This is a genomic window from Halococcus thailandensis JCM 13552 (genome assembly GCF_000336715.1).
In the GTDB taxonomy this organism is placed as follows: Archaea; Halobacteriota; Halobacteria; order Halobacteriales; family Halococcaceae; genus Halococcus; species Halococcus thailandensis.
The window spans coordinates 1-17,257 of record NZ_AOMF01000066.1; the positions used below are offsets into that span (position 1 = coordinate 1).

Below are 17,257 nucleotides of genomic sequence, written 5' to 3' on the forward strand. Positions count from 1 at the left end.
GCTACAGTGCCATAACAGGTGGTTTCAGCCTGTTAGATTCGGCTGGTCGGGTCAGATCACATCGTCGGGGTCGTGCGTTTCCTGCATCCGCTGTGCCTCGGCGGCATACCGCTCTTGGAGGTCGGGATCATCGACAGTGCCGAGATTATCCGATTCAGCATCGGCGGCCGCGGTGGTGTCCCGCACGTCTGTGAAAGAGGTGAGTGCCCGCTCCTTCCGGTAGTATTGCTCACCGTTAGTGGTCGCGTAAGTGAGGATGATCAAATTCTGCTCGTCGTCAGAGTAGGTGCGTTCAACCAGCCAGACACGCACATCGTCGTCCAGTTGATCCGGCATATTCGTCTGGTTATCGCTCCTAGGAGTTAAGTGGCAGAAATCACGTAATGGATTCCTCGCACCGGCAGTGTAGAAAACAGCAGTTTTCCATAGCGATGCGAAAACCACCGTTCTTGATATGCTGAATCGCGGTACGATTAGGACGTCCGAGCACGCCATGCAAATCGTCGCCTACGTCCGCGTTTCGACTGTCGGTTCTGTATCGGGATCATCAATCCTCACCAATGAGCGTTGGAAGCTTTTCCTCAAACAATCGATTTCCGGCTTCCCAGAGGATCTCTGTCGGGACGGTCTTGGAGAACTGCACACGCACGTGATCGTGCTCGCCCGTCGTTGAATTCTCGTACTGGAAATGAACCGGCCCGAGATCAGGGTGGTCATCATCGCGGTGCCATCCGCAGTTGAAGCCCGTATTCGGGTCGTAATAATGAATCTGATAATAGACTGCATCACCGTGGAAGCGCCACTCGACTCGGAGTTCTGGAGCCTCGGGTCCAGTCGGCGGATGTACTCGATCTGGATCAATGGTCGCCCGTAGCCACGCTTTGATGATGCTATCGGGTTCATACTGGACGGCCGTAATCTCCGGTTGACGGTCGAGTACTCCCCTCAATCCACGGTAAACACTCGGATCGGTTGTGCCTGGAAGACCCATCAAACGGATCTCAGGCGGTGATGGTTTCGCGTTCGGTCGCCCAGTCGTACTCGCGGAGGGCCGTTTGCACGAGTGGGAGGCGGGTTTCGAGTTGCTCCCACTCGCTGGCAGCCTCACGGCGGGATTCCCTCTCCTGCTCGTCATCGAGAGTGGCGAGACTCGACCGGAGTTCACCCGGTTGGTCAACGTCGTAGGTTGTCTTCCAGTCGGTGATGCGGTCGCGCATCGATTCGAGCGCGTTAGTGAGCTCCTCTCGTGTGTGCTCGCGCTGAAGGGTGGCCACTTCGCGGTAGGACGCCATGAGCTGATCGAGAGCGTAGAGCGTCTGTTCACCTTGCTCGACTCGCCGAAGTACGTTGTCTTCGACGAGTTGGTTGAGGTATTTCTGGGCGGTCTTAACTGAGACCTCCGTCTCTTCGGCGATCCACGAGGCGGTACGAGGCTCCCGAAGCGTCCAAGCAGCNTTGAGGTATTTCTGGGCGGTCTTAACTGAGACCTCCGTCTCTTCGGCGATCCACGAGGCGGTACGAGGCTCCCGAAGCGTCCAAGCAGCCGCTCGGACGCGCTCGCCGCGGGTTCGCGATGAACGGGTGCCGCGATCGGCGCGTTCGGAACTTTCGGAAGGATCAGTCGGTTGCTCCTGCTCATCCGAATACTGAGCTGTTCCAGAATCGGATTTTTCAGACATACCCTGTCTACAACCTGCTGGAACATATATCCAGCGGTTTGTGTATATATTCTCACCCGCCGCGAAAAATCTATATCGCCATGTGGTTTATAGCACCGAATATACACTTCTATAGCTTTGAAATGGCTGGAATCGGCGGAATTAGCGATTTTGCTGTTTACTCGTGCTTAGTCCAATAAGGACATGTAGATTTATCCACCTCCCCGCCCTCCCCCACAGCGAACACAATGCCACGGCCCAGAACCACGGTTACTCATCGCGAGAGCAGTGCTCGAATCAGCGAACGGTCTGGAGGCNCCTCCCCGCCCTCCCCCACAGCGAACACAATGCCACGGCCCAGAACCACGGTTACTCATCGCGAGAGCAGTGCTCGAATCAGCGAACGGTCTGGAGGCGCGTAGCATGGTACGGATCGATGCGGTCACCGGGGACTTCCTGACGGACAAGGGCAAAGGCCAGGGTGGCGAGAGTGGCAACTACCGCCAGGACGCAGGCCGAGAGCTCGATCGGTTCGTTGAGTTCCTCACTGGCCACGAGGACAGTCCAACGACGTTCGACGAGTTGGACTCGGGTCATCTTCGCGAATACGCCCGTCACCTCACTCGGCAGGGCTGGACTGCGGGCACAGTACGGACCTACTACGCGTATATCTCGGCGTTCTGTGGCTGGGCCGTTCGCGAAGGACATCTCGCCGAAAACGTCGCTCAGCGGCGCAACGCCACCGAACCCATTCCCGACGACGGCGGTCACAAGAGCGGCGACCAGCAGGCATGGTCCGCCGAGGATCGTCAGCAGCTCACTTCCTTCGTCGACGAACAGGCCAGCACCGCGATTGACGACGTCGGTGGGGATCGAGAAGCGGCGATCAAAGCCTGTCGTGACCGCGCGCTTGTCTACCTATTGTCGTACTCCGGCGTGCGAGGCGCGGAAATCCTTCGAGATCGGAGCGACGAGCGACGTCAGGGACTCCGGTGGGAAGACGTCCATCTTGAGGATCGCTATGCAACCGTGTTCGCGAAAAAGCAGCGTCTCGACGATCGAGGCCTTCCCAGCCCGGTGATTCACCCGCTCCAGATGCACCAAAAAGTCCTCAACGCGCCGAGCGAGAGCTGGCCGGTATTCCCCTCGCTTCATCGCCCGACGCTCTCTCAGCAGGTGATGGACACGCTGGATCGACGCGGATACACCGAGATGGAGATCGAAGAAATCCGCGCCGACCACTCGCTGATCGAACTTTGTGTTGAATACGACATCGAACCACCGTCGATAACGACCGACGCCGGTCGGCACGTCCTCAACCGTCTCTGCGAGGAAGCAGGTATCGAACTCGATGACGGCGAGGAATATCTGATGCCTCACGGTGCCCGGCGCGGTGCTGGCGAGGTTCTCGTCCGTACGTCAGGACATGCGGCCGCTGCCCNATGCCTCACGGTGCCCGGCGCGGTGCTGGCGAGGTTCTCGTCCGTACGTCAGGACATGCGGCCGCTGCCCGAGCACTCGACAACTCCGAGGAAGTCGTTCGCGAGCACTACTCGCATATCGAAGCCGGCGAACTCGCCGATCAGATGACCAGTGCCTTCGAAGAAGCTGATCAGCAAGTGTGAGTTTAGATTGCTTGATACGACTCCTGGTCGAGGATAACTCCCTCGTTGTTGGCTATGACTACTAAGTCGGGGCTGCCGTTGTTCAGGACTGAAGAGAGTCCGGTATAGACGGTCGAATCTGTGTTCTCGCCGCTTCCGTTCCGAATAGTGACCGTCTTACCTGCTCCGAGCGTGAACTCGCCGAACGTGTAGTTCTGTCCGCTTCCTCCCTCGAAGCTGAGGATGAACCCAGACATGTCGATTGCGCTATCGCCGGTGTTTTGTAGTGTAGCGAACTCCCCGTTGGAATTCGTACCATCATTGCCCGGCGCATTCGCTTGAATCTCGGTGATCTCGATGGGTTCCTCCTCGGGATGTTCGGAGACCAGTGTTGCGCCGGGATTGCCAGCTTCGGTCGCAAACGATGCGATGGTACTCACTGATGCATCCGGGTATGTGACCGCCGAAACCACGCGGTAATCAGTCTGCCAGCGTTCGGGGGTGAGCGTACAGCGTACGTACCCCCGATTGTCGTTGTAAAACCGCCGCCATGGTTCATTTTCGGTGCCACCATAGTCGGTTATCCCGGAGCCATCGCCAGAAGAAGTGATTGAGGTGCCGACGTACTCGGTACCGACCGTTGCCGAATCGGGATTCAAGAAATCGGCTTTGATGTTGTAGACATAGTTGCGGTGGACATCGCCAGTGATCACGACGGGGTTCAGGTCCGACTGCTGGGCCATGAAATCACGGACCGTATCACGGTCGGCCCGGTAACTATCCCACTTATCGCCCGCGCCGAAGTTCTCTACGTCCGGGTTGAGATTTTCATCCGTCGCCGAGAACGGGACCTGTTGAGCGAGCACGTTCCATTGCGACGAGGAACTAGCGAGGCCATCAATTAGCCAATCCTTCTGTTTGTCGCCGAGCAGCGTCCGGTCAGAGTTTTCGGCTTCCTCAGCGGAATATACTTGATCAGAGCGGTACTGGCGAGTATCGAGTACGTTGAGTTCCGCTAGGTCGCCAAATGTGAATCGCCGATATAGCGGCAGATCCGGACCTGTTGGCATCCGCGAAGGACGCAATGGCATATGCTCGAAATACGCCTTGTAGGCGTTTGCGCGTCGCTCCAAGAAGTTCTCGGGTGGGACGTTGTTCTCTGAAACCTCGTCGGCGTAGTTGNAGCTTGGAGGTTGGAATCGGTCTTATAGAGGGCGTGGCGAAGCCGATACTGTTCGAGCGTGTTCATCTCAGTATTGAATCGGCGAGGGAGCTCGGTGCTCCGCTCACCAGCGCTGGGTGGGATAGGATATTCATAGAGATAGTCACCGAGATGAATCACCAAATCCAGATCATCCTCAACCATGTGCTCGTAGGCGGTATAGTAGCCGGTGGGCCACGATTGACATGACGCGAACGCGAAACTGAAGCTATCGGGACTGGTTCCGGGTGCAGGTGCCGTTTTCGTCTGCCCAACAGGGCTGTACTCGTTGCCGGCTTGGAATTGATAGTAGTACTCGGTGTTTGCGTCGAGTCCTTCTACATCGACGTGGACTGAGTGTGCCCAATCAGGACTTGCAAACGTCACATCCCGCTTGACGACGTTGCTCATTTCCTCATCGGTGGCAACCTCGTACAGTACTGGAACTGGCTGATCGGGCATCCCACCACTGGATTCGAGCGGCTCGGGTGCGAGCCGAGTCCAAAGGACGACTGAATCCGGGAGCGGGTCTCCCGAGGCAACCCCCAGTGTGAACGGGTCGCCTTGGAAGCGGCCTTGAGCTTGATTGGCCGCTTCCGCGCGGTTGCTGAGAGCGATACTGGCACTGCCGAGTGTGGCTACCCCACCGAGCGTGCGGAGGAAGCTACGTCGCTTCGTAGTAGATCTGTCGGTCTCTGACATCGGGTGTTACATTCCCCAGTGCGATGTCTCGGAGAATATTTCTATCCTGAATAGATTATATATAGATGATCTTAGTATAGAGTATATAGAAACACACTTTATCCGTATGGTTGAAAAGACAAAATGTTCTGCAAAACATCCAGAGGCCAGTTATCTCTTCCCCCCCCCCNGTATAGAGTATATAGAAACACACTTTATCCGTATGGTTGAAAAGACAAAATGTTCTGCAAAACATCCAGAGGCCAGTTATCTCTTCCCCCCCCCCCTTAGATGAAATTTTGATCTACGAGAAAGCCAGTGAGTCTTTAACGACAATCCACTCGCTGGCCGGTTGAGTGTAGTGATTATCGAATAAATTCTCACACAGCACTATTTCATGGATGTACGAGCAAATGCAGCAAATGTCGCTCACATGGAAGGTGGAAACCTGCTACTTGGACTGTTCAAGCAGTGCATCACAAACGGTGTATGGGTGTATCAGAGGATCATCAGTAGCTGGGCTGCGGGAGGGACATGTTTATGCTAGGGAGATTCTATGCGGTGAGTGATAGCTATGGCGGCAAACGTATAGCTATCACTCTCTATAGATGTTCCGTACGAACAGCTCATACCCCCTTCCCTGAACAGTACAAATGGACATGAGGGACCTAGCGCCCACAATCGCTGCCCAGCAGCCGTTCGGGGTGAATGATGAGTGGACAGCCACCCATCTGGAACGAATAGCAGTATCGAATGGCCGGCGACGTGATGCACTCCAGTGTCTCGGGCGATTTGTATACCCTGTCGAACTGCGGACGCTTGCGGCTCACACTGTGGCCATGCGAAATGACTTCTCAGTTGACACTATTGAGACCGATGCCATCGAACGGATGGCGATTCGACTTCATCATCTCGACATTCCCGCACTCTCTGCCGCTGGTCTGCTCGCGTACGATGCCGAGAGCCAGCTGGTGGTCTATACTGCTACTGACGTCACGGATCAATATGCGAGTCGGAGCGGAAGCGAACCACGACAGCTCAGCACACTCTGAATGCTGTAGTCGCGCAGTTACGGCTGCTTATCTTCCCGAATGGATGCCTGAATCATTGCTTCGGCAATGTTTCCTCCGTACTCCGCCGTCCGGCGCACGCTATCAAGCACAAGCGCGAGGAGATATGTGTCTGATGATGAACTATTGTAGAGCCGGCGATCGAGAGATTCGATCGCTTCAAGTAGCTCATCACGTGTATGGAACGCTGTATAGGCTTGATTGACCGACCCACTACCGAGGAGAACGCTTGCCGCATCAGCCACGATTTCTCGGGACTGGTTGGCAAGCGAAACGAGTTCGTCAATTCCATCGACCGCGGAAAGATCATCAATCCGCAATGCAGTCGTGGCTATCTTCTCGGCATGGTCGGCGACCCGCTCCAGTTGGCGGGCGGTCGTATAATAGCTGAATATCGTGGGTCGGTCGAGATTCAATTGCTCGATTTCCTGCAGATTAGTGAGAGATTTCTGAAAGCAACGATGTACCAGTCCGAACAGACGGTCTGCCTCCTCGTCGCGCTCGATGACGCGCTCGGCTCGGTCGGTGTCGGCGTTCGCCAGTGCCAGGACGGCGTTGCGATGCATCCATATCGTCACGTATTCGAGCTGTAATACTGACTGCCGAATCGATTCGTCGCTGGTGTCGATCAGATTTCTGAAGACGATACTCGTCTTCGTCTCTTCGAGCGCCTCCGGACCGATCAGCTTCGTCGCAGCACGAGTTGCGGCCCGACGCTGGGCGGTCGAGAACGCGTCACCGGTCGTGAGCGTGAACTCGTCAAGACCGACCCCATAGAACGCTTGTACTGTTCGTCGGAGGTCGTCCTCAGCGTACCCATCGACCGTGACGCGTGCGGTTGTCGTTTCAGCCTTCTGTGAGCTGGTCGCACGAACCGTTAGAGATCCATCGCCATTCGCGTAGAGATGCAGCTCCCGTCCTGCCTCGACACCGTGTTCGCTAGCCCATTGCTTTGGTAGTGAGATGGTGTATGTTGATCCGCCGGTTAGCTGCACTTTTCGTGTTTCTCCGGATGTGTTCGAATCGCTTGAAGCGTTCATTGAATTCCTCCGTCGCGGGTACTGCTCAGGTGACGATGCCGCGGCTGCGACAAGCCTAACTCCTCGAAGGAGCCATGTGGTGCTGTCTTGGTCATCATTACCCGAACTTACCGGTGATGTAGTCCTCGACACGCTGGCTCTCGGGGTTCTCGAAGATCTCGTTGGTGTCGCCGTACTCGACGAGCTCGCCACCGGTGAGGAATACCGCCGTCTGATCGGAGATACGCGCGGCCTGCTGCATGTTGTGGGTGACGACGACCACGGTGTAGTCGTCGGCGAGCTCCTCGATGAGGTCCTCGATCTTCGCGGTCGCGATCGGGTCGAGCGCGCTCGCGGGCTCGTCCATCAGAATGACTTCGGGATCGACCGCGAGACAGCGCGCGATGCAGAGGCGCTGTTGTTGTCCTCCTGATAATCCGAGCGCGTTGTCGCCGAGGCGGTCGTCGACTTCGTCCCAGAGGGCGGCCTGCCGGAGCGCACGCTCGACGAGGGCATCCTCGTCGCCGGCGTCGTCGCCGAACAGCCGCGCGAGCAGCCCGGTCTCGACGTCGCCGTGTTTGCGCGAGCCGTAGGAGACGTTCTTCCGGATGGATTTGGGGAACGGGTTCGGCTGCTGGAACACCATTCCAACACGCTTTCTGAGCTCGACGAGATCGACGTCGTCGCCGTAGATCTCCTGGCTATCGAGTGCGACGCTGCCCTCGACGCGTGCGGCCTTGATGCGGTCGTTCATCCTGTTCAAACAGCGGAGGAACGTCGATTTCCCACAGCCCGACGGGCCGATGAGCGCCGTGACGCTCTCTTCGGGGATGTCGAGTTCGATCCCTTCGAGCGCCTGCTCATCGCCGTAGAAGACGTCGAGGTCGTCGACAGTGAACTTCGTCCTATTGGCGAAGTTGTAGTCGGTCCACTCATCTCGACTCTGCTCGTTTCTCTCACCGGCAGACGTCTGCTTGCCCGTTGTCTGGTTCTCTACTGTGATTTCCGTTGTAGTTTGTGTATCTGTGGCCATTTGATGATCCTGGTTGCTTTTTTGTTCACTCATGGTGGAGTTTGCTGCGGAAGTACGCTCGTAGCGCGATGCCGACCGCGTAGAACGACAGCACGACCAACAGGAGGACGAACGCCGTCCCCCAGCCGAACGCCTCGGCGTCCTGTGCGCCGACGCCCGCAGAGATGGTCGCGTAGAGCTGGTATGGTAGCGCGCTCGCGGCAGTCAGCAGTGCGTCGTTGGTCACGAACGGCGGCGTCGCGCTGAACTCGAAGGCAGAGAACACGCCCGGTGTGCTGCTCGGGAACGGCGAGCCGGCCATCACGAGCAACAGCGGCGCGGTCTCGCCCGCGATCCGGCCCACGCCGAGGATGACGCCCGTGATGACGCCGGGCAGCGCCGCCGGCAGGACGACGCTTCTGATCGTCTGCCAGCGACTCACGCCGAGGGCGGCACTCGCATCGCGGTACTCGTCGGGAACGCTCCGGAGCGCCTCTCGGCTCGTGATGAGCACCAGCGGCAACAGCATGAATCCGAGCACAAGAATCCCCGACAGCAGCGAGTTGGTGTTGCCGAAGCGCGGCACGAGGAACGCCGCCCCGAACAGTCCGAAGACGATGCTCGGCGTGCTCCAGAGGCCGTTCGTCGTGACCTCGACGATGCGGGTGAACCGGCCTTGGTCGGCGTACTCGGTGAGGAAGACGGCCGCACCGACGCCGAGTGGCACCGCGAAGAGGACTGTGCCGACGACGATCCAGACCGTCCCCATGATCGCCGGCAGGACGCCCGGGACGTCGACGTAGATGCCCTGCGAGACGTTCATGACGAACGGCCAGTCGATTGGTAACGCCAGTCCGACGATCTCCGGACCGACGCCAAGACCGATCTCGATGCCCGCAAAGGCCTTTGCAGCCCCTTTGAGGGCGACGAACACGACCAGCGCGGCCATGATCGTGACCATCGCCAGCGCGTTCAACCCCATCAGCAGGTAGGCACCGCTCTGTCGGCCCCGACTGCCAAAGCCGGCGCTGGCGGTCGCCGCCGCCCACGTGACCAGCAGGCCCGCCAGACCGACCATCGTGCCCACGACGAGCGGGGCGTGGAACGTCGCTTCCAGGTTTGCAGGGTTCCATTCCCATTCCGGGCCGACGACTCCGCCGAGGAGGACAACCCCTGCTACGATNTCCAGGTTTGCAGGGTTCCATTCCCATTCCGGGCCGACGACTCCGCCGAGGAGGACAACCCCTGCTACGATGGCGATGCCGCCGGCTGGCACCGTTGAGCCGACGTCCTCGCGCGGCAGCACGCTGACGGCGACCAGTGAGACCGCGGCAAGCGCCGTCAACGGCAGCCAGACCACGGCTCCGCCGCCGAGCAGCTGTGAGCCGACGAGACCGCCCGCGACCGCACCGAGAACGCCGAACGCCGCGCTGACCGGAACACCGACCGTCTCGTTCGGCGTCGTGTCGACCCATCCGAGCCGCGAACAGACGCCGAGAACGACGACGATCCCTCCGGTAGCGCAGAGAGCGATCCCGAACAGAGTCGCCAGTCCGACGCCCGCGATCTCGGTTTCGAAACTCGTCACGCCGAACATCGACGCGATGGCGAACAGGAAGACCAAGACACCGAGACCGACGACGGCGGCGCTGACGCGCTCGAAGGCTGATCCATCATCGTTCACCAGCCGGCGCTCGTGAGCGTCGCTCATCGTTCACCTCCGAGTGTGCGCAGCATGCGGCGCTCGATGTACTGCGAGACCACGGAAATGGCCATCACGGTCACGAATAGCACGGCACCGGCGGCGAACAGCGCGTTCACATGAAGACCGCTCGCGTTGCCGTACTGGCTGGCGATGAGGCTCGTGAGCGTGACCGTGTTGTCGAAGACGTCGAAGATAGGGGTCGGCAGATCGGTCACGTTGCCGAGAATGACCGTCGCGGCCATCGTCTCGCCGACGGCACGGCCGACGCCGAGCAGGACGGCGGCGGAGATACCAGAAAACGCCGCTGGCATCGTGATGCCGGTCATCGTCTGCCACTCGGTCGCGCCGAGCGCGAGCGAACCCTGTTTCATCGACTCGGGCACGCTCGAAATGGCGTCCTCGGCGACCGAGACCACGGTTGGGAGCGCCATCACGCCGACAACCAGCCCCACGGCGAGCAGGCTCCCGAGACCGGGCAGGCCGAACGCACTGCTCGACGCGAAGTACGGATTGAGCACGACCAGGCCGAGATAGCCGAAGACGATCGAGGGAATTCCTGCGAGGATCTCGATGCCGGGTTTGAGGATCGCACGCAACCAGCCGGGGGCGACCTCGCTGACGAACAGCGCGCCGGCGACACCCAATGGCCCGGCGATCGCCACCGCGAGCAGCGTCTCGACGAGCGTGCCGACGATCGCGGGTGCGAGCGAGTAGAGCTGCTCGCCGCCGGTGCGCCACATCGGCTCGCCGGTGAACGAGAGGAGATCGATCGGTCCCATATACCGGACCGCCGGCAGCGCCTCGCGCAGTACGAACACGATGATGAGTCCCATCGTGAGCAGCGTCGAGACCGTCGCCAGGAAGGTCAGCCCCTTCGCGGTGAGCGCCTGCCGAGTGTACCAGCCGTAGCCGACGACGAGCAGAAAGCCGATGACGAACACCGCCGTCAGGCCCGATCTGACGAGGAAGCCGACGAACGCACCGAGAAGGCAGACCGCAGCCACGCTCCCGGCGACGATCGCCATGCGGTCCGTCCCAGTAATCGAGCGCACGATTCGCGTCGTTTTGCTGTTTGTGAATGACATAATAGAAGACGGTCGCGTCAGTTGCTGACGGACCGACTCAGTGGAAGAGGATTAGCTACTGGTCGTGTCCGAGTTGCTCGCGTTCGAGCTGCTCGCGTTGCCACCACCGTAACTGACCTGTTGGGCGGGTTCGGGGAGCTTGCTGCGTTGTTTCTGTCGGCGCTCGGGCGGGAGGGTGAAGTAGTCGTTTGCCTCGACGAACTGTTTTTGGCCGAATTCGGTGAGCAGCATGTTGATGAACGCGGCTTCCTTCTTCGAGGTGCCCTTCCAAGTGTAGCAGTGCAGATCACGCGAGAGCGGGTAGCCCTTCGAGCCGAGGTTCTTGCCGAGTTCGTAGGTCGTCCCGTCGAGTTCGAGCGCGACCGCGGGGGCTTGACCGCCGACGAACGCCAGCGCCATGTACGCGATGGCGTTGTCGCTCTGCTGGACGGTCGTGCGGACCTGCTGGTTCTGGCCGATGCGTGAATCGCATTTGATCGGGGCGTCCGAACTGCCGAAGAGGTTCGCGCGGAAGGCCGTGTCCGTCCCCGAACCCTCGGCCCGGCAGATGACCTGGATCTCCTTGTTCGGCCCCGAGTAACCCTCGACGTCCTGCCAGTTGGTGATCTCGCCCTTGTAGATGGCCTTCAGCTGTTCTCCGGTGAGCTTCGTCACGCCCGCATCGTAGATCGGTTTGCTGACGACGACCGGCTGGCCGTCGACGCCCACGACATGGTCGGTGAAGTTCTCGTAGCTCTTGCGCTCGGGGAGTTCCTCTTTGACTGGGGCGCTCGAATCGCCGATGTCCACCTGTTCGTTCATCAACTTCTCGATGCCGGTACCCGAGTGGCTGAGGCCGACGTTGACCGAAAAGGGTGGCTGGCTCCCGCCGCTGGCCTCGAAGCCGTAGATGCCGGCGAAGAAATCCGCCATCCGCTTGTTCGTGTCGAACCCGTACTGGCCCGGACCCCAGTACTCCTNGCTGGCCTCGAAGCCGTAGATGCCGGCGAAGAAATCCGCCATCCGCTTGTTCGTGTCGAACCCGTACTGGCCCGGACCCCAGTACTCCTTGTCGTCAGCCGGCGGGTTCGAGTTCCAGACCGACGCGCCGTTGCTCGTGATCGGGTAGACCGTCGAGGAGCCGTCGGCCGTCAGCGGCCCGCCGCCACCCTGCTGGGTGCCGCCACTGCTGTTTCCACTGCTTCCGTTCGCCCCGCCACTGCTTCCTTTCTCGCCAGTGGTGTTACCGCCAGTGCTACTCCCTCCGCCGAGACAGCCTGCAACGCCGATCGTGGTGCTGGCACCGACCCCCATCAGAACGCGGCGACGTGTCGTTTTGCGTGACATCACCAGAACCATCCGCCCTTGCCTATTTATCTGGTGCTAATTTTGATATATCTACATATGGACTCCTCATCTGTCTATATATTCGTACATTCTTCAATAGTTGTGGATGAAGGCTGGTTACTGTGCAAGTGACATCGGGAGATCGGTTCTACAGAAGACAAGACAACTATTCAGTATGCCTAATAAGAATTGTCCTGATACCCATCTGTTCCTTATCCTATATAGCAAAATTACGATCGCTTAAATCAGGTACCGGATAATCCGCACTATCCGTGTTGAACGCATACCGCCGGAACGAGTTGAGTCACAAAATTGCACGTGGAAAGACAGCTAATGTCTCACTCAGATAATCTAACGGCTACTGAGGGCAGCGAATCAGTCCTTCGAGAATACGTTCTCGGGGTCCGAATCATTGAATACACACCAGTGAATGGTGATGGCCGGCAGTACCGCTTTGAGGCTCCCCATCATGAAGGTACAATATTCGATGATCGTGAGCAAGCCGAGTTGTACGCCGATGTATATTTCGACGTCAATGGGTTCGAGGAGGCTGACACAGGTGAGCGCGGCGTTCCACCGGAAATCATCCAAGCCGGGCGAGACACGCTTGCAGCGTATTTCCTCACCCGGCCTGGAACGGACGAACACTGGGTAGCCTCGTTTTACGGAGTGAAACCCAGTACGGTTGAGCGATACGCCTCGTGGGTCCGCGAGCGAGCTGAGGAGATTCGGGCTGGCGCACGAGAGCGTGGCATGGAGTAGACAGCAGCCAAAGCGTCCTGTTTCCGTTCGACCGACGTAGTCGTGTTTTGGTCCTAAATATTCACGGGGAGAATTACTGATATTTCTGATAGCTCTTTTTCTGGCGATGGATTAGAGGACGCACCGGAATGACCAAGCTTCAGAGACCGTTTGGACATACTATATAGAAACTGTATCGATTTATACGGAGTATGTTGAATTTGTTTGAGTAGGAATCCCTACCACCTTTACAGAGGAAATGAATTTCCTCAAGCCGTGTGCGTGGTCATCTGAATGGTCGAATTCACACGACGGAAGCTGATGGCAACGTCGGCGGCAGCCGCGCTCGGAGCTAGCGTCTCTACCGTGGCGAGCGCACAGAAAGACGATAAGAACACGCCGCTGGCACCGAGCGTGGAAGGAAAGATTGAACGGTTCGCAACGACCGCACTTGGGGCCGAAGTGACAGGACCGGAAGTCACCAAGGCCGGTACGCTGTTTTTCAGCCTCCAGCATCCGAGCCGAAAGAACCCGGAACCCTTCAACAGTGGCGGCATCGGCTACGTCGAAGGATATGACATCAATAGTACGATGGAATTCGACGAGCTAAGCATTCCAACGACGGACGAACAGCAAGGACGGGTCAGAGTTGGCAGCGGCGAATATGTCTTGCTAGCCCAGGAAGGAGACAATCTCGGCAACGGCGAGGATTTGGGTGTGCCAGTCACACCTGACGGAGTGGGCCTCAATGAGTATCCCGGTCCTCGCTACGGCAATTTCGGCTACAACCCGGACTGTAACCGATTTGTACCGACAAACGATGATGAGACCGAGGGCTATCTTTTCACCAATTTCGAGCAAAGCCCCGGCAACGTCAGCCGGATCCCTATCAGCCAGCGTGACGACGGTTCGTGGGACGGCGACCTCGAAAATGCGACGAATCTCGCCAACACCGATGCGCTCCGAGAACTCGGCGGAACACGAATCAACTGCTACGGCGACCTCAGCCCATGGGAGACTTATCTCTCGGCCGAAGAGGAGTACTCCCACCCACGTCTGTCGCTGACGGCAACCACCAGCGAGATCATAGAGGCCGGAAGCGGCGTCGGACAACGGGGTGCAGCACAGTTCTATAATCGACCGAATCCAACGGGGATCGGCGACACGGCGTGGGCCGAGAAATACAATGAGGGTGCGTACCCCCAGGGAGCGTTCGGGCTCGCCGGCATCGAGCTACAGGCGTACTATCTCGGTGCTGATGCGGCAGATCAAGACGATGGACTCGCCCGTGATATCGACTCCGAAACCGCCCTGACACCGATCGAGAGTCCGTATCCGAACCCTTACCGCTATGGCTACATCGTCGATTTCCGCGAGCCGACCGCAGATTCCCCACAGCCGATGAAATACTACGTTGGTGGGCGGGCTGCCTGGGAGTGTCCAGATGTTCAGAGCGACAAGAAGACGATGTATCTCAGCTCGGACGGCGACAGCAAGGGCTTCTACAAATTCGTCGCTGACGAGCCAATTCCGAGCTACGATGACCCGATGGACGTCGAGGGTTCCCTGTACGCAGCGCGCGTGACCAACGAGACGGCGGCCAAACGGCAGCCGCCCGCAGATGTCGATCTCGAACTGGACTGGCTCAAACTTGGTCACGCGAGCAACGCGGAAGTCGAATCATGGATCGCCGACTACGACGGCATCGATCAGACCAATTATCTCGACCACGCCGAGACCAGCTGGCAAAAGGACCTCGAAACAGCACTCGCGGAGGCCGACAGGGAGGTTGTCGAGAACGGCAACAAGGATTACATCGCCGACGAGGACATCATCACCTGGGCAAACCAGTACGAACAACGTGGGCACGAAGGAGTAGATGAAGCTCTCCGACGGGTCCCATTCCTCGAGACCCGTGCCGCCGCAAAAGAAATCGGTGCGACCGTTGAGTTCAGAAAAAGCGAGGGAATCGACAGTAAGGATGACGCAGGTCCCGGTGACTACATCTATCTCGGTATCTCCGAGCTCAACGACGGCATGACCGATACGGGGGGTGACCTCCAGCTCGACCGCGTTGACGGTGGACTTGTCTATCGGGCCGAAATTGAGGAAGATTACGACATCTCAACACTCGAACCCGTCATCGTTGGCGCAGATGCTACCGACCCAGCCGCCATTGCCGATGATGCGCTCTTGAACATCGACAATGTATTCGTCATGAATGACGGCCGCGTGCTCTGCTGTGAGGATGCAGACCAGTTTAGTCGTTCCTATCCTAACGATTGTCTCTACGTCTACACTCCAGACGGAAGCGACAGTAACGGTGCGGAAACCGACGATGCAGATGACATCTATCAGGGCCCGGGTGACGACGATGATGGCGACGACACCGACAACGACGGCGACGGTCACGTTGATGAAGACGATGAGGACAAAGACGATGACGACGATAACGACGGCAACAACCAAGACGACGATAACGATGGAGCAATTGATGAGGATGGCGACAGAACCAAACAAAACTGAATCACCTCGTCACCGAATAACTCACTCGTAGCTGGTCAAACAGGTCTCGTATTCACCACAACTAAAGATATCAGAGTTCACAATTCACCTATTGCATCTACATATATTATGTGCAATATAGTTAATCCGTTCAATATCCGTTCTACAAACGGAATCGAGATAGAACCAATCCATGTCAACCTGTCCAATCTGTAAGACCACTGAGAACGTGCGACCGAGTTGGACAACCAGTTACCAAAGGCGCTGTAGTGAGTGCAGGGTCCTGTTCAACGAAACAGGTGACAAACCAGTATCCTGACCATTTTGTATTAGATATAATATTTCGACCAATTGTGATTAGAATACTATTGGATTTCAAATATCGTTACAGAATTGCAATATCACCTTGGCAGTTACCGATGGATGTGTAGTATGGGTTGGCTCGAAAGCGTTGCAATAGCTCGTTTTTGGAGGAAAAACATCGACTTCCATGACCGGTGACACGATATAGATCGGGATATATCGCTTCGAGAACTCCGAAACAATTTGTTTGCCAGATCCGTGGTGCCTATATCACAAAGAGGGAAAAGCATGGACCAGAACACACGGTAGCTGTACTCAACCGACGAAGTAGTACTGCAGTGTTACTCGTTCTTAGCTCTCTAACCCCGAGTTCGATAATCAACATATCCGACATCTATTGGATTGAAATATTTCCCGAACAAACATATTCTCCCTTAGCCGAAATCAAGATGGAGTGCATCTCGACGGCACACTCAACTCCCTCGAAATGCTGCCTACTGACGAAAGCCTTAGGTTATTCAGAGAATGAGTATATACGTGAAAATCGTATGAGCACTACTGATAACACTCCCCTCTCTCGGAAACGGCTTCACACTGTCGTCGAACAGTTGGCCAACGACCGTAAACTCGAAATTCTTGGCTATGCTGCCGAACACGGGCAGTTCTCCGTGGCCGATCTCAAAGACGAATTTGGCTTTCCTCACACGACTGCGCACGAATACTGCCGCGATCTCGCCACAGCAGGATTGCTCCACCGAGAGCAGGGCAAGCCCGCGGTCTACTCCCCTGTTGATTTCGACATTCGTCTTTCGTTGGATGCGATCTCCACAGCTGTCGCAGCCGAGTCCGAAACGGTCGACTACATGCTTGCTGAATACGATGATGAAATCATCGAAGAGGTCATCGAGATCTGGGAGCGTGTCGAGGCAGACGATCTTACCTACCGTGAAGCCAGCGCCACCCTCGATATGGCACATGCCGATTTCCTTCGCCTTGCCGCCGAGCTCGATCTTTTCGACCAATGAGTATTGTCGTCCTCGATGCGAACGCCATCATCATGCACGGACGAGCGTTTCCCGAACACGTCCACACCGCCGTCGAAACGGGAATGAAGCTCGTTCTCCCTCAGTCGGTCAAACAGGAACTCGTCGACGACGTTCTTGATGCCGGCAATGCCCCACAAAATCATCGGAACGCAGCTCAGGCAATCCAAGAACTCATCAATGAAGGGTATCTCGTGCTTCGTCAGCCAAAACATGACGCTCTTGTGTAGATTAGCGGAATACGTTGACGGCGACGCAATCGACAAGGCTGTGGATGGGTGCTTGAACAAGATTCAGGGAGCGA

At 57.5% G+C, this 17,257-nt stretch carries 14 protein-coding genes and 2 pseudogenes; 6 read left to right on the plus strand and 10 right to left on the minus strand.

Annotated elements, in window-relative coordinates; translation table 11 throughout:
- Nucleotides 1-51 precede the first annotated feature (51 nt).
- The 3 genes from C451_RS02820 to C451_RS23095 all read right to left on the minus strand — a co-directional run bounded on the left by C451_RS02820 (nt 52) and on the right by C451_RS23095 (nt 1,679).
- Nucleotides 52-336 carry a hypothetical protein gene (locus tag C451_RS02820; RefSeq protein WP_005040668.1) on the minus strand — a complete coding sequence of 95 codons (285 nt, stop codon included), beginning with the start codon at nt 334-336 and terminating at the stop codon, nt 52-54.
- A gap of 211 nt (nt 337-547) precedes the next feature.
- A complete protein-coding gene (locus C451_RS23090) occupies nt 548-991 on the minus strand; it encodes a hypothetical protein (RefSeq protein ID WP_193788297.1) in 444 nt (147 codons plus the stop codon).
- Nucleotides 992-1,001: 10 nt separating this feature from the next.
- Entirely contained in the window at nt 1,002-1,679 is a 678-nt protein-coding gene (locus tag C451_RS23095; RefSeq protein ID WP_007737487.1) for a DUF7342 family protein, read from the minus strand.
- A gap of 402 nt (nt 1,680-2,081) precedes the next feature.
- On the opposite strand from C451_RS23095, the pseudogene C451_RS02840 reads away from it, so the two are divergent.
- Nucleotides 2,082-3,283: pseudogene (locus tag C451_RS02840) on the plus strand (phage integrase SAM-like domain-containing protein).
- Between the two features lie 2 nt (nt 3,284-3,285).
- Here the strand turns inward: C451_RS02840 and C451_RS23515 are convergent.
- Nucleotides 3,286-3,735: a lamin tail domain-containing protein gene (locus C451_RS23515; protein ID WP_241431158.1), complete on the minus strand. Its 450-nt coding sequence runs from the start codon at nt 3,733-3,735 to the stop codon at nt 3,286-3,288.
- 63 nt (nt 3,736-3,798) lie between these two features.
- A pseudogene (locus C451_RS23520) lies at nt 3,799-5,165 on the minus strand (alkaline phosphatase D family protein); the annotation flags it as partial.
- A gap of 638 nt (nt 5,166-5,803) precedes the next feature.
- Between C451_RS23520 and C451_RS24505 the strand changes: the two are divergent.
- Nucleotides 5,804-6,196, plus strand: a complete 393-nt coding sequence (locus C451_RS24505) for a DUF7344 domain-containing protein (protein ID WP_449271495.1) — start codon at nt 5,804-5,806, stop codon at nt 6,194-6,196.
- Between the two features lie 17 nt (nt 6,197-6,213).
- On the opposite strand, the gene C451_RS02855 is transcribed toward C451_RS24505, so the two are convergent.
- The 5 genes from C451_RS02855 to C451_RS02875 all read right to left on the minus strand — a co-directional run bounded on the left by C451_RS02855 (nt 6,214) and on the right by C451_RS02875 (nt 12,328).
- Entirely contained in the window at nt 6,214-7,209 is a 996-nt protein-coding gene (locus C451_RS02855) for a phosphate signaling complex PhoU family protein (protein WP_007737491.1), read from the minus strand.
- Nucleotides 7,210-7,351: 142 nt separating this feature from the next.
- Nucleotides 7,352-8,266 (minus strand): phosphate ABC transporter ATP-binding protein PstB, encoded by a 915-nt coding sequence (gene pstB, locus C451_RS02860; RefSeq protein WP_007737493.1) that lies wholly within the window; start codon nt 8,264-8,266, stop codon nt 7,352-7,354.
- A gap of 25 nt (nt 8,267-8,291) precedes the next feature.
- Nucleotides 8,292-9,956, minus strand: a complete 1,665-nt coding sequence (gene pstA / locus C451_RS02865) for a phosphate ABC transporter permease PstA (protein WP_007737494.1) — start codon at nt 9,954-9,956, stop codon at nt 8,292-8,294.
- The gene (gene pstC / locus C451_RS02870) at nt 9,953-11,035 is read right to left on the minus strand and encodes a phosphate ABC transporter permease subunit PstC (protein ID WP_049912774.1); all 1,083 of its coding nucleotides are present in this window, start codon (nt 11,033-11,035) and stop codon (nt 9,953-9,955) included. Before pstC ends, pstA begins: the two co-directional genes overlap by 4 nt.
- 51 nt (nt 11,036-11,086) lie before the next feature.
- Nucleotides 11,087-12,328, minus strand: coding sequence for a PstS family phosphate ABC transporter substrate-binding protein (locus C451_RS02875; RefSeq protein WP_007737496.1), 1,242 nt, complete (start codon nt 12,326-12,328; stop codon nt 11,087-11,089).
- Between the two features lie 366 nt (nt 12,329-12,694).
- Between C451_RS02875 and C451_RS23525 the strand changes: the two genes are divergently transcribed.
- From C451_RS23525 to C451_RS02895, 4 genes are all read left to right on the plus strand, one after another.
- Entirely contained in the window at nt 12,695-13,123 is a 429-nt protein-coding gene (locus tag C451_RS23525) for a hypothetical protein (RefSeq protein WP_080503452.1), read from the plus strand.
- 300 nt (nt 13,124-13,423) lie between these two features.
- Complete coding sequence (locus C451_RS02885) at nt 13,424-15,628, plus strand: alkaline phosphatase PhoX (protein ID WP_007737498.1); 2,205 nt, start codon at nt 13,424-13,426, stop codon at nt 15,626-15,628.
- A gap of 890 nt (nt 15,629-16,518) precedes the next feature.
- Nucleotides 16,519-16,935, plus strand: a complete 417-nt coding sequence (locus tag C451_RS20640) for a helix-turn-helix domain-containing protein (protein WP_241431157.1) — start codon at nt 16,519-16,521, stop codon at nt 16,933-16,935.
- Nucleotides 16,932-17,183, plus strand: coding sequence for a hypothetical protein (locus tag C451_RS02895; RefSeq protein WP_007737499.1), 252 nt, complete (start codon nt 16,932-16,934; stop codon nt 17,181-17,183). The genes C451_RS20640 and C451_RS02895 overlap by 4 nt, the downstream gene beginning before the upstream one ends.
- Nucleotides 17,184-17,257: the final 74 nt, after the last annotated feature.

Excerpts from the sequence above, each read along its gene's own strand:
- C451_RS02885 (WP_007737498.1), top strand. The coding sequence starts at position 13,424 with ATGGCAACGTCGGCGGCAGCCGCGCTCGGAGCTAGCGTCTCTACCGTG.
- C451_RS23525 (WP_080503452.1), top strand. The coding sequence starts at position 12,695 with ATGTCTCACTCAGATAATCTAACGGCTACTGAGGGCAGCGAATCAGTC.
- C451_RS23090 (WP_193788297.1), bottom strand. The coding sequence starts at position 991 with ATGGGTCTTCCAGGCACAACCGATCCGAGTGTTTACCGTGGATTGAGG.
- C451_RS02895 (WP_007737499.1), top strand. The coding sequence starts at position 16,932 with ATGAGTATTGTCGTCCTCGATGCGAACGCCATCATCATGCACGGACGA.
- pstC (WP_049912774.1), bottom strand. The coding sequence starts at position 11,035 with ATGTCATTCACAAACAGCAAAACGACGCGAATCGTGCGCTCGATTACT.
- pstB (WP_007737493.1), bottom strand. The coding sequence starts at position 8,266 with ATGGCCACAGATACACAAACTACAACGGAAATCACAGTAGAGAACCAG.
- C451_RS02820 (WP_005040668.1), bottom strand. The coding sequence starts at position 336 with ATGCCGGATCAACTGGACGACGATGTGCGTGTCTGGCTGGTTGAACGC.
- C451_RS24505 (WP_449271495.1), top strand. The coding sequence starts at position 5,804 with ATGAGGGACCTAGCGCCCACAATCGCTGCCCAGCAGCCGTTCGGGGTG.